The sequence below is a fragment of the Gordonia sp. NPDC003425 genome (assembly GCF_053588635.1).
In genome coordinates this window covers 86,207-101,836 of record NZ_JBSFQI010000017.1, presented here as the reverse complement: position 1 = coordinate 101,836, position 15,630 = coordinate 86,207, and the positions used below count along the sequence as shown (strand labels likewise).

Sequence of the window (15,630 nt, the reverse complement as noted above, 5' to 3'; positions counted from 1 at the left end):
CGGCTTCCGCAACCTCAACCACTACATCTTGCGGTCACTCATCCACTCCGGCCAACTCGCAGAACGACTGCATGCACTCTGAATCCGGAAGAGCCCTCATAGTGGGAATGCACCACGAACTTGCCGATCGTGTTCAGGTATGCCGACGTGCCGACCGACGACGACCCGTTACCGCCGAGGCTGTCGGGCCAGTTGTCGGCGTTGGCCCACCCGTCCCGGCGTCGGCTGATGTCGGTGACCGTGTACTGCGTGGTGTCGGGGGCCGGCAACAGTTGCACGCCGTCGAGGGTCTTGCCGATGGAACCGCCGATGCGGCGTTGCGGGTTGCCGATGAAGACGAACGTGAGATCCGACGCGGATGGTGCCTCGGGCCGGTCGGCGTAGGCGCGTAACCATTCCGAGCCCACCTGTGCGCCGCGGGAGTACCCGAACACGATCTTGCGGCCCGGCGTCTTGGCGATGTAGGTCTGCAGGATGTCGCGTGCGTGCTGCAATCCCGCCCAGGTGAGGTTGGAGTCGGTGGGCACCCGCACCACCGTGCCGTGCGCCGGGGCGAATCCGCTCAACGTCGTGTCCATGATGTGGATCAGGTTGTCGGTGCCGAAATCTAGCGGCTCACAGGTCAATACGGTGGTGGTTTCCGACGCGACGAGTGTCGTCCCGGGTGCCGGGACCGGGGCGGTTGTGACGGCGCCGACGACGAGCATGAGGGCGATCGCGCCGGGCAGGACGGCGGGAAGAACACGGGCTCGTCGCATGGCAGATGTCTTTCCGGTCAGTTCTGGTGCAACAACACTTGGGTGACAGGACTATCAAGCGGCCGATCGATTCGAGTGCGACGTCGACAGATCGTTACCCCGCGGGTCCGCTTCCGAGACCGAGCCTGCGAGACGAGCACCATCTCGATGGCGGATCGCCGGACATGTGATCGGCGCCACGCGCGCTGTGTACACTCGTGCACAGCACCAGGGCGGGAGATCGGGTGAACCTTCTCAAGTGGAGTAAGCGGCCTGCGGCCGACGTGGAAGCGACGCGTCCGGAGGTCAACATCGTGCGCGGGCTGATCGCGCGGGCCACCACTCCGCTGCTGCCCGACGACTATCTGCACCTGATCAACCCGCTGTGGTCGGCCCGCGAACTGCGCGGGCGGGTGGAGAGCGTCGTCAAGGAAACCGACGACAGCGCCACCGTCACGATCCGCACCGGATGGGGATTCCCGGCCAACTACCGGCCCGGCCAGTACGTGGGTATCGGCCTGGACATGGGGGGCCGTTGGCATTGGCGGTCGTACTCGCTGACCTCGTTCGGCAGCACCGCCGACAAGACCATCTCCGTCACGGTCAAGGCCAATCCGGACGGTTTTCTGTCCACGCATCTCGTCGACGGCGTGGCGCCGGGCACCATCATCCGCCTGGCCGCGCCCAAGGGTGACTTCCATCTGCCGCAGCCCACGCCCGACGCGATCCTGTTCCTCACCGCGGGCAGCGGGATCACACCCGTGATGGCGATGCTGCGCTCGCTGCACCATCACAACCAGACGCCCGACATTGTGCACGTGCACGCCGCTCCCACCCGTGAATCGGTGATCTTCCTCGACGAACTCGAGCGCATGGACACCGAAACACCCACGTACACACTCGATCTGCGGATCAGCAAGGACGACGGACGATTCGACCTGAACCAGCTCGATGCCACGGTTCCCGACTGGCGTGAGCGGTCATGCTGGGCGTGCGGGCCCGTCGAGTTCCTCGACGACGTCGAGACGCTCTACGGCGAGAACGAACTGTCGGATCAACTGCACATCGAACGATTCGCCATTGCCCGCACCGACGTCGGAGGCGAAGGTGGCACCGTCACCTTTGCCACGTCGGGCAAGAGCACCGAGATCGACGGTGCCACCACACTCCTTGAAGCAGGCGAGGAGTTGGGAATCCAGATGCCCTTCGGATGCCGGATGGGGATCTGTCAAACCTGCGTTGTTCCGCTCGCCGGGGGTTACGTGCGCGATCTGCGCAGCGGCGACGAGCGACGCGAAGGTGATCGCATACAGACATGCATTTCCACCGTGTCCGGGGAATGCACGCTCGACCTCTAGGAGGCTCCATGGCCATCACCGACATCGATCGGTACGCACACCTCACCGAAGCCGACGTCGAAGCCCTCGGCGCGGAACTCGACGCCATCCGCCGCGACATCGAGGAATCACGCGGTGTAGCCGACGCGCGATACATCCGGCGCACCATCGCATTTCAGCGCGCTCTCGCCGCGGGAGGCCGTGTGGTGCTGATGTTCAGCAACCGTAAACCCATGTGGCTGTTGGGTACCGGGATGCTGGGCGTGGCCAAGATCGTCGAGAACATGGAACTCGGCCACAATGTGATGCACGGACAATGGGATTGGATGAACGATCCCGAGATCCACTCGTCGTCGTGGGAGTGGGACACCACATGTCCGAGCGTGCAGTGGAAGCACTCCCACAACTTCGTGCACCACAAGTACACGAACATCGTCGGCATGGACGACGATGTGGGCTACGGCATCCTGCGCGTCACCCGCGATCAGCCCTGGGAGTGGTGGAACGCCGGCAACTCCGTCTACAACTTCTTGCTCGCAACGTTTTTCGAGTGGGGTGTGGCGCTGCATCATCTCGAGGCGGAGAAGCTGCGTACGGGCGAGAAGTCGTATCGGGCCGCGCTGCGTGACCTCCGAGTGATCGGCCGCAAGGTGGGCAAGCAGGCGGCCAAGGACTACCTGATCTTCCCCGCGCTGGCCGGACCGAACTGGTTCACCACGCTCACCGCCAACGCCACCGCGAACTTCATCCGCAACTACTGGGCGTACGCCGTGATCTTCTGCGGACATTTCCCCGACGGCGCCGAGAAGTTCACCGTGCGGGAGTACGAGGAGGAGGACCAGCCGCGCTGGTATCTGCGACAGATGCTGGGGTCGGCCAACTTTCACGCCGGACCGCTGATGCGGTTCATGAGTGGCAACCTGAGTCACCAGATCGAACACCACCTGTTCCCCGACCTGCCCAGCAGCCGGTACGAGGAGATCGGAGTGCGGGTACGCCAACTGTGCGACAAGTACGACCTGCCCTACACCACCGGGTCGCTCGCGCACCAGTACATGCTGACGTTCCGGACGATCGCCAAACTCTCGCTGCCCAACGCACTGCTCAAGGCGGGACCCGACGATGCCCCCGAGACCGCATCGGAGTTGCGGTTCAACATCATCGAGGGAACCAAGACACACTTCGGTGTCGATGAGAAGACGGGTCGACGACGCGGACTGCGTACCGCGCTGCGGGAACTGCGGCAGTCGAAGGTGCGGGTTGCGTGACCACTCGCTGATCGAGCGGTGCACTTGCTGATCGAGCTTGTCGAGATCACTTTCTCCGGTGGGTGGTTTCGACAAGCTCAACCAGCGGGGGACCGCTCAACCAGCGGGGGTCGAGATCACTTCGTCCGGTGGGTGGTTTCGACAAGCTCAACCAGCAGAGGACCGCTCAACCAGCGGGGGCCACTTGCTGATCGAGCGGTGCGCTTGCTGATCGAGCTTGTCGAGATCACTTCGTCCGGCGGGTGGTTTCGACAAGCTCAACCAGCAGAGGACCGCTCAACCAGCGAGGGGCCGCTCAACCAGCGGGAGTCGAGATCACCCCCGCCAGCGCAGGGTCTCCAACGCGACGCCGACGTCGAGGAGGTTGTCGGCCAGTGGACGGGGGAGGAGTTCGTCGGCGCGGGCGAGGCGTCGGATCACGGTGTTGCGGTGCGTGTACAGTTGCTCTGCTGTACGAGAGGTGTTGCACTGCAGAGTGATCCAACGATGGACGGTGTCGAGGAGGTCCTTGTCGGCGTGCATGAGGTCGCCGAGTGTGTCGGCGACGAAGCTGTCGGCGTCGTCGGGGTCGGCGGTGACCAGCGAGACCAGGCGGACGTCGTCGTAACGGGCGAAGCGCTGATCGCCGGCCAGTCGCGCCATGATGCGTTGCGTGGCCAGCGCCTGAAAGTGGCTGCTGCGGAACCCTTCCACGTCCTGCGCGCTCCTGCCGATCGCCACCCGTACCGACGGTGCCGGAGTGCGGGTGGGGATGTGGGAGTCGGGAACCGGTAGCCACACCCACAGGGACGCGGCACTGGCGATCACGGTGAGCCGGGTATCACAACCGGCCGATCCGGCGAACTTGTCGGCCTCGGCCTCCAGCGTGGCGGTGGGATCAGGCCCGTCGCTCCACAACACCAGCGCGGTATGGGTGCCCGACAGGGAGTAGCCGAGTTGCGCTTCGGCGCGTGCGACCGGGATGGGTGCGCCCTCGAGCAGCAACGCCACGGCCTCCCGCCGCTGCGCGTGGGTGCCGCGGTTGAGTTCGTCGCGCGCGTCGCGCATCCGTTCGCTCATCGCGTCGACGGTGTCGTCGATGAAGGTGGAGATCGACAGCGAGGTGACGTCGAGCAGTTCACGTAGCTGGACCGGGTCGTCGGTGAGGGTGAAGCAGATCTGCATCCACAGCCGCCACGCGACGCTCTGGGCGGTGCGGAAGGCGTCCAGCGACGACTCGTCGAGGCCGCGTCGGACCAGGTCGCGCGAGGCGGTCAGGATCTCGGGCGTGATGTCGGCAGGCACTCGCTCGCCTGGATGCAGCACGTTGTGGTGGGCCCATCGCATGGTGTTGGCGAGGTTGGTTTGGCGGGTGCCGGCCGCGAGCACGGGGTCATCGGCGATCGCCTTCATCCGTGCGCCGCCGAGCGCTGCCTCGTGGAGAAGTTCGATCCACTCGGGTGGGGGGTCGATGATGAGGGACGCGCCGCGGCGGATCAACTCACGGACCTCGGAGGACACTGGGGGCCAAGGTTCGGACATGTGAACATTCTGCACCTTGAACCATCGAACCTGGGTGCACATTGTCAGTGGTGTGATCTGCGCTACGCGTGGATGATGGAACGTGACAACGCCGGGTGTCACATTACCCGGCTCGGACGAAGGAGGACGGATGCCGACCACGGCGACGCCTGTCGAAACCCTGGACATCCTGATCATCGGAGCCGGCGTGTCCGGCCTCGGAGCCGGTCATTACGTCACCACGCTGCTGCCGGAGAAGAGCTTCGCGATCCTCGAGGGTCGCGACACCATCGGTGGTACGTGGGATCTGTTCCGCTATCCGGGCATCCGCTCCGACAGCGACCTGCACACCTTCGGGTTCGCGTTCAAGCCGTGGGTCGATCGGCAATCGATCGCCGACGCGGACCGCATCATGCAGTACCTGCACGAGGCCGTCGACGAGGACAAGCTCAACGAGCACATCCGCTATCAGCACATGACGCGGTCGTTGTCATGGTCGTCGGACGAGCAGCTGTGGACGGCCGAAGTCGACCGGCTCGACACCGGTGAGCGCGTGGTGGTCAAAGCGCAATGGGTGTACGCGGGGTCGGGGTACTACAACTACGACGAGGGTTTCACGCCGAAGTTCGAGGGCGTCGAACGGTTCGAGGGCCAGATCGTGCACCCGCAGCATTGGCCCGAGGACCTGGACTACACCGGTAAGAAGGTGGTGGTGATCGGCAGTGGCGCCACTGCGGTGACCCTGCTGCCGGCGATGGCCGACAAGACCGAACACATCACGATGCTGCAGCGCACGCCGACCTACATCGTGCCGCTCCCCAAGCACGACCCGTTCGCGATCGCCGCCCGCAAGGTGCTGGGCGACGAGCGCGGCTACGAAGCGGCGCGGTGGAAGAATATCGCGCAGCAGCGGCTGCTGTACGAATCCTGCCAGCGGTTCCCGAAGACGTCGCGCAAGGTGATTCGGAAGATCAATTCGATGCTGTTGCCCGACGATTTCGATGTGGACACACATTTCAATCCGCCATACAACCCATGGGATCAGCGGCTGTGCGCGGTCCCCGACGCCGACCTGTTCCGCGCGGTGAGCACGGGCAAGGCGTCGGTGGTGACCGATCGGATCAAGACCTTCACCGAGAAGGGGCTGCTGCTCGAGAGCGGCAGGGAACTCGACGCCGACATCATCGTGACCGCAACGGGTTTGAACGTGCGCCTGTTCGGTGGGATGGACCTGTCCATCGACGGTGAACCCTTGAAGCTGTCGGACAAGGTGCTGTACCGGGGCACCCTGCTCAGTGGGGTACCGAACCTGGTGATGGCCTTCGGCTACACCAACTCGTCGTGGACCCTCAAGATCGGCCTCATCTGCGAATATTGGTGCCGGTTGATGAAGTACATGGACGCGCGGGCCTACACCGAGGTGGAGCCGGTGGCGCCATCCGGGATGGAGACGCGACCCGCGATCGACTTCGGGGCCGGCTACATCAAGCGGGTCTCCGACCAGTTGCCGCGGCAGGGTGTCGACGAACCGTGGACCATGTCGATGAGCTACTACAAGGACCGAAAGGCGCTGGGCAGCGACGTCGCCGACTTCGAGAACCTCCAGTTCTCCCGCCGCCAGGTGAAAGCCGTTGTGGCTGAGCCGGTGTCGGAGGTCGTTGCGGAGCAGGTGCAGCCGGTCGCGGGCTGACGGTATTGCGATATAAACGCGGTCACAGCGGACCGCGGAGACAATAATTGTCGTCGCGGCCCGCTGCGGCCCCGTCTATATCGGGTTGGGCTCGGAGATCGGCGTCATCCGACGGGGAGGTGCGCGAAAAAGTCGTCGGGATCGAATCGGATGCTCCACGGTTCGTTGTTTGCGTACTCTCCGTCGACGCGGTTGCAGATTTCGAAGTAGTTGATCCCCGGACCATCGACTCTCCCCATCAGTAGAGGCGGCCCGGATGTCGAACCACTCAACACGGAGCCGATGTCGTGGGTACTTACGTAGTCGGACAGCGCTTTGGTGGTGAGGAAGCGAACATCGTCCGGTAGCGCTGTGTCTGTCGAGGCTTGTGCTCGGGCCAGGACTTCACCGAGCGTTTCACCCTCTCTGCGCTCAATGGGCTGGGTCTGTTCGCGGATGCTACTTTCCGAAGCCCGGAGCCAACTGACCACGGACCCGATGGTTGCGTCGTCAGAATCTGTTTCGACCAGCGTGGTTGCGGTATTGGAGGCCAGGTCTGTGGCTATAAGCGCAAGGCGGGCAGGGTGTTCGGGACGTCGACGAGCTTCAAGGCGGAGGCGATAATCCGGGGGAGGACTCTGACCGCCAGCCTTCGGGGACAGTGTCAATCCGGCGCCGGTGTCGCCGCCGCGAAAGTCGAACTGAGGCAGGTGGTCGAAGAAGTCGTCGATGTCAAATCTGAAGTGCCACGGCGTCGCCTTCTCATCGAGTCCTATCCAGTTGCAAACTTCGTGCCCTGCGTTGCCTACCCCCAACAACACGGGCGAGGTCTTCATGTGTGAACTACTTGTCGAAATACGATGTGATTCATCGTAGTTCGATATCGGCATCACGATGAGATCGATGATCTCATCTGACAAGTCGGCTCGGAAGAACTGTTTGGCTCGCAGGAGGGTAAGGCCGATGGTCTCGCCTCGACGCTGAGGCAGTACGGGCGGATCGTGACGGATCGACTGCTCGTTGTCGGAGAGCCACTGGTGGAGTGGTCCGAGCTCCAGATCGGCACAAAAGAGGACCTTCTCCACGCCTGTCTCAAGTACCGTCGCCACAAGGGAAACGTCCTCGAACCAGTCCAAGAATGACGCCGGACCGCGGTGGCGAGGGCCGCGGACCTCGAGTCGGAGGCGGACAGTCTCTGGGACGGAATCCATCAATGCAACCACTTTCGATACTGGCGTTTCGTAATCAACCCATCCTCCATCATCTTCTTCAACACACTGTTCGGTATCTCCTGCGGCGTGACAGGATATCCGTGCCAGCCGCCCGCGTTGTCATCCTTGAACTCGTACAGCCTGTCGTCACTCGTCCCGTACCTTCGTCGGCCACTGGCAATCGATTCATCCAGGACCTGTTGAGCCTCCTCGTCGCTGAGATCCATAGGGGTACCGCGGCGTCCGTGGTCGGGCGTGCTCGGATCGTGTTTCGGGCTTGGAACGTATCGGGGGTCGTTGTCATCATCGGTTTGAGCGACGAGCATAGCGATGTGCTCGAGCGATGCGGCAGGTGTCAGGCCGCTCGCCTTTGCGAACGCTGCGGCCGAGGCTGTCCCCGCACCGAGGACCACGGTCAGTAGCCGACTGGTGGTGATCAGGCTGCGGATGGCCAGGCCGGCGCGTGCGATCAGTGTGGCCGTTGCCGCGGCGCCCCCTTCGGCGGCAACGGCGGCACCGCCGGCAGCGGCACCCCCGGTCACAACGATCAAACCCACGAAGACGACAGCGGCGACGATCACCGTGCTGGCGATTTCGGCGAGCAGTTCGTCGGAGCGGACCTTGATCTTCGATCGCATCTCGCCGAGTGCGCGGTGATGATCGTCGATGGGCGAGGCCATCTCAGACGCGTAGGCACGAAGCGCGCTGGCGGCCGCCGAAACCGTCGCGAGGTGCCCCTGAAGTAGCGGAGTGTCGGCGGTCTCCAGGTCAGTGAAGGAGTCGTGAAGTTTCCCGAGCGCAGTGCCAGCGTTGGCTATGTGATCGTGCGTCGCGAACGCGTTCCACGCGCGTGATGCCTTGGCGAGTTTGTCGCTGTCGCCGTTGGGTACCGGGACTCCGATCTTCTCGAGCAGATTCGGTATGTCGGTGTCGTAACCAGAGCCGTTAGCGCCGACCGAAGTCGGCGGGTGCAGCGTCGGACCCTCATACATTGCGCCACGTGAGCGAGCCGGGCACACGGGCTCAGCCCCCTTGTGTGGATCGCTGTTCGCTCGGTAGTCGGCGATGGCCCAGTTATAGCCGGCTACATTCGTGACGTCACCGAGGTTCTCGAGTGCGTTGACGAGATTCTCGGCGTTCTTGACGAAGTCGATTGCCCGCTGGTCATACTGCCCGCACCACTGCGATGCATTGGGATGGTCGCCACCCATGCCGCCGCAGGTGAGCAACGAGGTTCGCAGTAGCCCCACCTGCGCACTGATGTTGCTCGCGATCTCACGACATCCGCGGCCTGCCGCGTAGTACACGGCCGAGTCGGTTTGCACCACTGCGCTTTACCGGAGCATCCGGGTGTTGACTGACTGTGCACCGACGTATGCGCGGTGGGCTCGGTCGGCAGCTGCGCGCATCTCCGCGAGTCCTAGATGAAATTGTTTGGCCGCCAGCGCCCACTGGCGGTGGGCCTCCGCATGAGCTTCCGCTGCCGAGCTTGCCCATGCGGTTGCATGAACGAAGGTGGCGCGCTCGTCGAGGTGCGTCAGATTCTCTGCCAACTCTGTTTCCAGAGCACCGAGTCTGGCAACCACGCCCTCAAGCTGGTCCAGATCCACTGCGAATGCGGCCATCACAGCTTGAGTAGGGAGAGGTCGTCGGCCGAGCGGAAATCGCCCTGTGCGTAGCCGTTTCCGGCTGCATCGACGCTGTTCGCTAGTCTGTCGAGCACATTGAGGATGCTCGTCCCTGCCTTGTGGCACTGCGCCCACCCGTGGGCATAGGAGGCTGCTGCAGCGCCCGTCCATCCGCCGTTTGTGAGGTGGTCGACGTCGCTGCCGGCGGTGGTCAACCCGGTCCGCAGCAAGTTCGATGTGTGCACGAGGATAGCGGCGAACTGCTTCAACTCGTCGGGTACGACCTCGATTTGTGTTCCCCCACTCTCCATGTCGTGAACAGTAGTGAGCGTCGGGCAGGCCCTGGGAAAACTATCCACAGGCTGCTAATCACCTTCGTCGGGCGTCTGCCCTCCACGTATGTGCAGTTGGCGCTACCGCGCAGCAATTTCCCTCCCGCGCAGGTAATTCCTGATGCAAGAGGGAAACTCGTGCGCGGGAACGGCGCGCCAGCATGCTCCTGGCTGTCACTCCGGTATCTGGTCGATGGTGGCGCGGGTGAAGTCGACGGCCTTGGCGCAGATGTCGGCGATGGGCGGTGTGTCCGTCGGTAGCGACACAGTGGAAGCGACGTGAGATTTTCCGGAAGCAACGATTGCGATGCACATGCCGGGAGCGTGGAACGCGCCAACCGCGACTCTTCGACCATTAATTGATTGATCGGGAAACCAGCGAAGAACGTCCGACTGGCGTTGTTTGTAGGCGTCGAGGTTCTCAGCGTTTGCGACGATCTGCGAGACGCTACCTAAAGTGCTACCAGCGTAGAGCCACCGACAGCCTCGAAGCGTTTGGAAGTCGGCTAGCGCCGCATCTTGCGCAGTCGAAGGGTCCAGGCCCGCAGATACAAGAACCGAAGGTGCAACCGCAGTACACGGTTCGTAAGTTGTCCCGTCGTTGCCGATGTTCCACCTGTTGGGGAATCTAGTCATGAAGGGCAACCGCCGCCCCTGCGCATCGGTCTGACGGATACTCTGAGTGGTCGACGTAACACTAACGCCGGACTGGGCTACCGGGTTGCCATCGGTCGAACAGCTACTTACCAATCCGATAAGGCAACCACCGGCGAGCAATTGTAGAAGCCGGAGACGTTCATGCACGAAGGTCAGTCGCACTGGCCTGATCAGTATCATGGAGTTCAGCGTCGGCGCAATCACAACCCGCGGCCAAGGCGATAAGTCGGTTGATCTGCTCCGTCAGAGTGTTCGTCCAAGTGTCGACCACGCCCACCAACTGCGAGTGCAATTTTCGCCCTTCATCTACATCACCAAAATAGTTGTAAGCGAGTGTGTCGGCGATCCCGGTGCGCGCTCTGCTCAAATCCTCCGCACACTCCCTTGCCACCTTGGCCCGCTGTTGCCATTCCGCGCTCGTGAATTGCACGACCCCACCCTCGGGTGCGGAGTTCTGGGGGGTGACGGTCGGGGTGCCTCCGATGGGCCCGCGGCCCGGCAGGTCCACGGTCCCGCCCGGGAGCACGAAGAAGTCCGTCACACCATCCCCCTCATCACCATCAGGCCGCGGCCCGTCGCATGCGTTCGGACAGTTTAACCAACAATCCGCGGGCCGGTTGGTCCGATTCGCGAAGGTGTGGACAGCGTGGGCCGGCCGCCTCAACGGGTAGCGATCCGACGTCCAGGTAGTGCCGTCGGCGCAGGTCGAGTGGTGTACTGCGCGTTTCCACAGGCCCCGGTGCGCGCATCGTCGTTGATGCGTGGAGCACATCAGCTCCCACGCCACTGACAGGAGGTGCGCTGTGGCTGCGATCGGTACAAGTGCGGGCTACCTCAAACATTCGACGACCTACGCGGTCAGGGCGGCCGCAATCGGGGGAGCCGCGGTACTGTGCGCGGCCACCATCGAGCTGGCGGTCTTCGGCGCGCCCCCACACGCGAGCACGGTCCGTCACCGACCGTGCGCCGTCACGACCCAACCCCGGCTGGCCCGCCTACCACGTGACGACGGCACCATCCCACTCAGCGTGCCGATAACCAGGTGCCCCACGTCGCTGACCGACCCCCGGCGGTGACGCGTCCACCAGCCGGCACCACGATCACGGTACCGGCGTGGTCGTGGTGTCCGTGGTGGTGTCGAGCGGCGCCTCGGTGGTCGTCTCGGTGGTTGTGGTCTCCGTGGTCGTCTCGGGAGTCGTTGTCTCCGTTGTTGTTTCCGGAGTCGTCGTTTCGGTGGTCGTCTCCGGGGTCGTGGTCTGCGTGGTGGTCGTCGACGTCTCGAGTGTCTGCCACTTCGCCGAGGTGACGTCGACCGTCACCGACTTCGACGCGGCCACCTCGGTCACCGTCAACGTCCACACCTTGGTCGTGGGATCGGTCGCCGACAGCACCGACGTCCGTTCCAGTGCGCTCGCCGACACCTCGCGGGCCACGTTGTCGCTGCACGTCAGCGACACCGGACCCGGCGACTCCGACGACGGCGCCTGACACGTCGTGGACTTACCGTCGGCGACAAAGGAGAAGCTGCCCACCGAATCGCCGGTTCCGGAGAAGTCGGTGGCGACCGGCGCACTCACGCTCGTCGACTCGGCCGCCGGATTCTCACCCGGCGCCGTGGTCCCCGTCGACTCGCCCGGCTGCTCCGGCTGCTCCGATCCCGATGCGCCGGCCGCAGGAGTCGACTCTGGCGCCCCCTCGGGCAGATCGGCGTTGGTCTTGGCCAGTTGCTGCACCTCGGGCGCCACCTCAGGACTGCCCGCCTTCTGCAACCCGTTGTCCGCGGCCTGACTATCGCTGCTGGCGACGAACGGCGTATTGAGCGACGCCGGTGTGGGCAGCGGCGTCGCGAGCGGCGGTAACCCGTTGAGGTTCAAGATGTTGCCGACCGGTCGTTCGAACAGCTGGCCTGTCCCCAGATTGACCAGCGTCAACGCGGTTTCCACGGGCACCGCGCCGGCGGCTGGTGCCTGCTGGTTGACGACGGTGGTGGTGTTGTTGACGACGGTCACGTTCTGCGTGTTGTACGCGACGCGGGTGACCTGATGACTGGTGTACCTGGGCCACGGCGCGCCGCTGAGCCGGTACCCGCCGACGGGCGCGTTGGCCGGCGGACTGAGCGGATTGCCGCACGCACACCGCACCCGCGGCACGCCGGCCCCGTCGACGAGAACCGCGGTGCCCGACTGCAACACCGATTGGAACGCGTACGCCGCGCCGTCGGTGTAGCTGTGATTGGTCACCCACGTGTCGGCGGTGAGCACGACGGGGGTCAGCGTGTTCAGGTAATACGGAATCGATTCGGTACTGATCCCGAACACGCTTGCCCACGCCCGGGCCTGCGAGGGATGCTGGCCCAGATAGTTGCCCAGACCCGCTGCGTCACACGTCGAGTCGCCGCCGGCGTACAGCCCGGGCTGCGTCCCCGACACCACGCGCGTGCCCTGATTCATCGCACCGACCTGAGCGGACAGTCGCATGCCGCTGGGCAGATCCTTGTTGGACAGCGCGACATTCGGCCCGAAGGGGTTGGGGCCCGGGTTGTCCCTCGTCAACAGGCTCAGCCCGGGGATCTTGAACGGGCTGTTGCCGCCGCGCACCACCAGCACCACCACCGACGCGAAGATCAACGCCAGCACGGCGACAACCGCGATGAGCACGAGCGTCAGGGTGCGCCGATTGTGCGGTTCCTCCGGCGGAACCGCAGGGAAGGGAGCAGACGGATATGCGGGTCCGGTCGGGGGGCCGGGCGGGTAGTACGACATCCACAAGCTCCTACGGCAGCCGGGCTCATTGCTGAGCTGTAGCAGAAATTTACGAGAGCACGTTCACGACGTGCTCAGTATCGAGAGCGTGCCGGGCACCGTCCACCCGGAATGTCCAGATTCATTCGCCCGGCGCGAGAAACTCCCCCAATCGGGGGACACGAGGGTCGCGGGACAAAACGACTTGTCGCTGTTCCACCCACGGCCGACCATGTAGTCATGCCGACAGCCCCGGAACCCGATGTTCTCACCGCGCTCACCCGCAAGCCCGACCGCCAGGGTGACCGATCTCTGCTCGACGACGTCCTCGACACCGCGCAGGTGGGAGTGCTGTCCACGGTGGTCGACGGCTGGCCGTGGTCGGTGCCGATGCTTTTCGCCCGCGTCGGCGACGACGTGCTGCTGCACGGCTCCACCGGCGCGGGCGCGCTACGGCATGTGGCCGAGGGAGCGCCGGTGAGCTTCACCGTGTTCGTACTCGACGGCATCGTGGTGGCCGAGACACTGTTCGACCACTCCGCCAACTACCGGTCCGCGGTGATCCGCGGACGGCTCGAACCCGTCGTCGACGATCCGGCGGGTGCGCTGGAAGCGTTGTCGGACAAGCTGATTCCCGGACGAGTTGCCGAGACCCCGGACATCACCCGCAAGGAGCGGGCGGCGACCGTCGCGCTGCGGCTGCCCATCGTCGACGGCGAGTGGATCGCCAAGGCGCGCACCGGAGGACCGGGAGTGGACTCCGATGCGTGGACGGGCGTGGTGCCGGTGCGCACCACCTACGACGAGCCGATCACGTTCACCGGCAACGGTATTCCCGAGTCGGTGCGCAGGCTGGTCGAGAGCTGACACCCGATCACCGCCCGCAGCATCACCGCTGCCGCAGCACGAATCGCTGGATCTTGCCGCTCGGCGTCTTGGGCAGTGCGTCGACGAAGTGAACGGTCCGCGGGTAGGCGTGCGCCGCGAAACCCGTCTTGACCAGTTGTTGCAGTTCGGCCTCGAGCACGTCGTCGCCGACCACTCCGTCGGCGACCACCACGAACGCTTCGAGCACCTCGCCACGCAACTGGTCGGGACGCCCGACCACGGCGACGTCGACCACCGAGGGGTGCGTGATCAGCACGCTCTCCACGTCGAACGGTCCGATCCGGTAGCCGGCCATGATGATCACGTCGTCGTCGCGCGCGGTGAAGTAGAAGTTGTGGCCGTCGGTCCGTCCGGTGTCACCGGTCAGGTACCACCTGCCGTCTTCGGTGAAGCGGGCGGCGGTCTTCTCCGGCGCATCGAGATACCCGGTGAACCACATCGCCGGGCTGGCCGCCACGTCGATCGCGATCTGACCTCGCGCATCCGGTCCGCTCACCGGCGTGCCGGTGTCGTCGACGATGCCTGCGGCGAACCCGGGCATGGGCTGTCCCATCGACCCGGCGATCAGCGGTTCCCGCACACCGTCGGCCCAATGATTGTTGATGAACATGCCGTGTTCGGTCTGTCCGTAGTGATCTCGCACCTCGGTGCCCAATGCGCCTCGCGCCCAGTCGATCACGTCGGGGGTGAGCGGTTCGCCGGCCGACGACGCACGGCGCAGCGAGAATCCGTCGACGGCGGGGTTCTTGCTGAGCGCGCGGTAGACGGTGGGCGCGGCGGCGAAGTTGGTCACCGCGAGTTGGGACAGCACGGTGGCGGTGACCTCGGGGGTGAACCCGGCGCGCAGCAGCACGTTGGGCCGCCCGATCGCCAGCGGCCCCAGCACGCCGTAGTAGAGGCCGTAAGCCCAGCCCGGGTCGGCGGCGTTCCAGAACACGTCATCCTGCGACACGTCGAGCCCGTAGTGCATGTACGCGGTGAACGACGCCAGCGCACGCACCGGAACCGGCACCCCCTTCGGCGCGCCGGTGGTACCGCTGGTGAACAGCAGGATCAAGGTGCCGTCACCACCGACGGCCACTGACTCCTCCAGCGGAGGGTTGTCGGCGACGAGGCGGTCGAACGGCAGTGTGGCCGCATCATCGCCGGCGACCACCGTGGTGAGTCCGTCGATTCCGGTGAGTTTGTCGGCCTGGCCCTGCTCGGTGACCACGACGCTGGTGCCGCCGGCGCGCAGCCTCATCTCGATGGCCGGGGTGGCGAACGCGGTGAAGAGGGGGACGTAGACGGCGCCCAACCGGGCGATGGCCAGCAGCGCCACCACCAGTTCGGTGCGCTTGCCCATCAGCACCCCGACGGTGTCGCCGCGCTGCACCCCGAGCCCGGCCAGGGCGGTGGCGAAGCGGCGCGAATCCGCGGCGAGTTCGCCGTAGGAGACGCTGTTGGTGACCAGTGCATCGCCGGCCATCTCCACGGTGATGAAGGCGGTCGCTTCCGGATCATGAGAGTCGACCAGCAGGGTGGCGGCGTTCGCGTCGGGCGCGCCGAAGGTCTGCAGCCAGCCGTCGAGCTGAGCGCGAATCTCGTCGGACATCCGAGCTGAAATCGACGTTGCGCCGGGGGTCACAGTGCTGTGTGTCATGTCCCACCTTGAGGGTTCCG

General features: G+C 64.7%; 13 protein-coding genes and 1 pseudogene. 4 read left to right on the top strand and 10 right to left on the bottom strand.

Annotated elements, in window-relative coordinates:
* Positions 1-188 precede the first annotated feature (188 nt).
* Positions 189-578: pseudogene (locus ACWDTD_RS17710) on the bottom strand (PE-PPE domain-containing protein); the annotation flags it as partial.
* A gap of 404 nt (positions 579-982) precedes the next feature.
* Between ACWDTD_RS17710 and ACWDTD_RS17705 the strand changes: the two are divergent.
* Positions 983-2,095 carry a ferredoxin reductase gene (locus tag ACWDTD_RS17705; protein WP_449748438.1) on the top strand — a complete coding sequence of 371 codons (1,113 nt, stop codon included), beginning with the start codon at positions 983-985 and terminating at the stop codon, positions 2,093-2,095.
* Between the two features lie 8 nt (positions 2,096-2,103).
* Positions 2,104-3,342, top strand: a complete 1,239-nt coding sequence (locus tag ACWDTD_RS17700) for a fatty acid desaturase family protein (RefSeq protein ID WP_449748437.1) — start codon at positions 2,104-2,106, stop codon at positions 3,340-3,342.
* 315 nt (positions 3,343-3,657) lie between these two features.
* Here ACWDTD_RS17700 and ACWDTD_RS17695 read toward each other — a convergent pair whose 3' ends face one another.
* Positions 3,658-4,863 carry a PucR family transcriptional regulator gene (locus ACWDTD_RS17695; RefSeq protein WP_449748436.1) on the bottom strand — a complete coding sequence of 402 codons (1,206 nt, stop codon included), beginning with the start codon at positions 4,861-4,863 and terminating at the stop codon, positions 3,658-3,660.
* Positions 4,864-4,993: 130 nt separating this feature from the next.
* Here ACWDTD_RS17695 and ACWDTD_RS17690 point away from each other — a divergent pair, with 130 nt between their 5' ends.
* Complete coding sequence (locus tag ACWDTD_RS17690) at positions 4,994-6,532, top strand: flavin-containing monooxygenase (protein WP_449748435.1); 1,539 nt, start codon at positions 4,994-4,996, stop codon at positions 6,530-6,532.
* 104 nt (positions 6,533-6,636) lie between these two features.
* On the opposite strand, the gene ACWDTD_RS17685 is transcribed toward ACWDTD_RS17690, so the two are convergent.
* From ACWDTD_RS17685 to ACWDTD_RS17655, 7 genes are all read right to left on the bottom strand, one after another.
* The gene (locus ACWDTD_RS17685; protein WP_449748434.1) at positions 6,637-7,722 is read right to left on the bottom strand and encodes a hypothetical protein; all 1,086 of its coding nucleotides are present in this window, start codon (positions 7,720-7,722) and stop codon (positions 6,637-6,639) included.
* On the bottom strand, positions 7,722-9,047 hold the full coding sequence (locus ACWDTD_RS17680) for a hypothetical protein (RefSeq protein ID WP_449748433.1): 1,326 nt from the start codon (positions 9,045-9,047) through the stop codon (positions 7,722-7,724). The genes ACWDTD_RS17685 and ACWDTD_RS17680 overlap by 1 nt, the downstream gene beginning before the upstream one ends.
* Positions 9,048-9,056: 9 nt before the next feature.
* Complete coding sequence (locus ACWDTD_RS17675; protein WP_449748432.1) at positions 9,057-9,347, bottom strand: WXG100 family type VII secretion target; 291 nt, start codon at positions 9,345-9,347, stop codon at positions 9,057-9,059.
* The gene (locus ACWDTD_RS17670) at positions 9,347-9,661 is read right to left on the bottom strand and encodes a WXG100 family type VII secretion target (RefSeq protein ID WP_449748431.1); all 315 of its coding nucleotides are present in this window, start codon (positions 9,659-9,661) and stop codon (positions 9,347-9,349) included. The genes ACWDTD_RS17675 and ACWDTD_RS17670 overlap by 1 nt, the downstream gene beginning before the upstream one ends.
* A gap of 195 nt (positions 9,662-9,856) precedes the next feature.
* Positions 9,857-10,519 (bottom strand): DUF3558 domain-containing protein, encoded by a 663-nt coding sequence (locus tag ACWDTD_RS17665; RefSeq protein ID WP_449748430.1) that lies wholly within the window; start codon positions 10,517-10,519, stop codon positions 9,857-9,859.
* Positions 10,479-10,769: a hypothetical protein gene (locus tag ACWDTD_RS17660; RefSeq protein ID WP_449748446.1), complete on the bottom strand. Its 291-nt coding sequence runs from the start codon at positions 10,767-10,769 to the stop codon at positions 10,479-10,481. The genes ACWDTD_RS17665 and ACWDTD_RS17660 overlap by 41 nt, the downstream gene beginning before the upstream one ends.
* 670 nt (positions 10,770-11,439) lie before the next feature.
* On the bottom strand, positions 11,440-13,101 hold the full coding sequence (locus tag ACWDTD_RS17655; protein ID WP_449748429.1) for a DUF6777 domain-containing protein: 1,662 nt from the start codon (positions 13,099-13,101) through the stop codon (positions 11,440-11,442).
* Positions 13,102-13,320: 219 nt separating this feature from the next.
* On the opposite strand from ACWDTD_RS17655, the gene ACWDTD_RS17650 reads away from it, so the two are divergent.
* Entirely contained in the window at positions 13,321-13,947 is a 627-nt protein-coding gene (locus ACWDTD_RS17650) for a pyridoxamine 5'-phosphate oxidase family protein (protein WP_449748428.1), read from the top strand.
* Between the two features lie 22 nt (positions 13,948-13,969).
* On the opposite strand, the gene ACWDTD_RS17645 is transcribed toward ACWDTD_RS17650, so the two are convergent.
* Positions 13,970-15,562: an AMP-binding protein gene (locus ACWDTD_RS17645; protein ID WP_449748445.1), complete on the bottom strand. Its 1,593-nt coding sequence runs from the start codon at positions 15,560-15,562 to the stop codon at positions 13,970-13,972.
* Between the last annotated feature and the right edge of the window lie 68 nt (positions 15,563-15,630).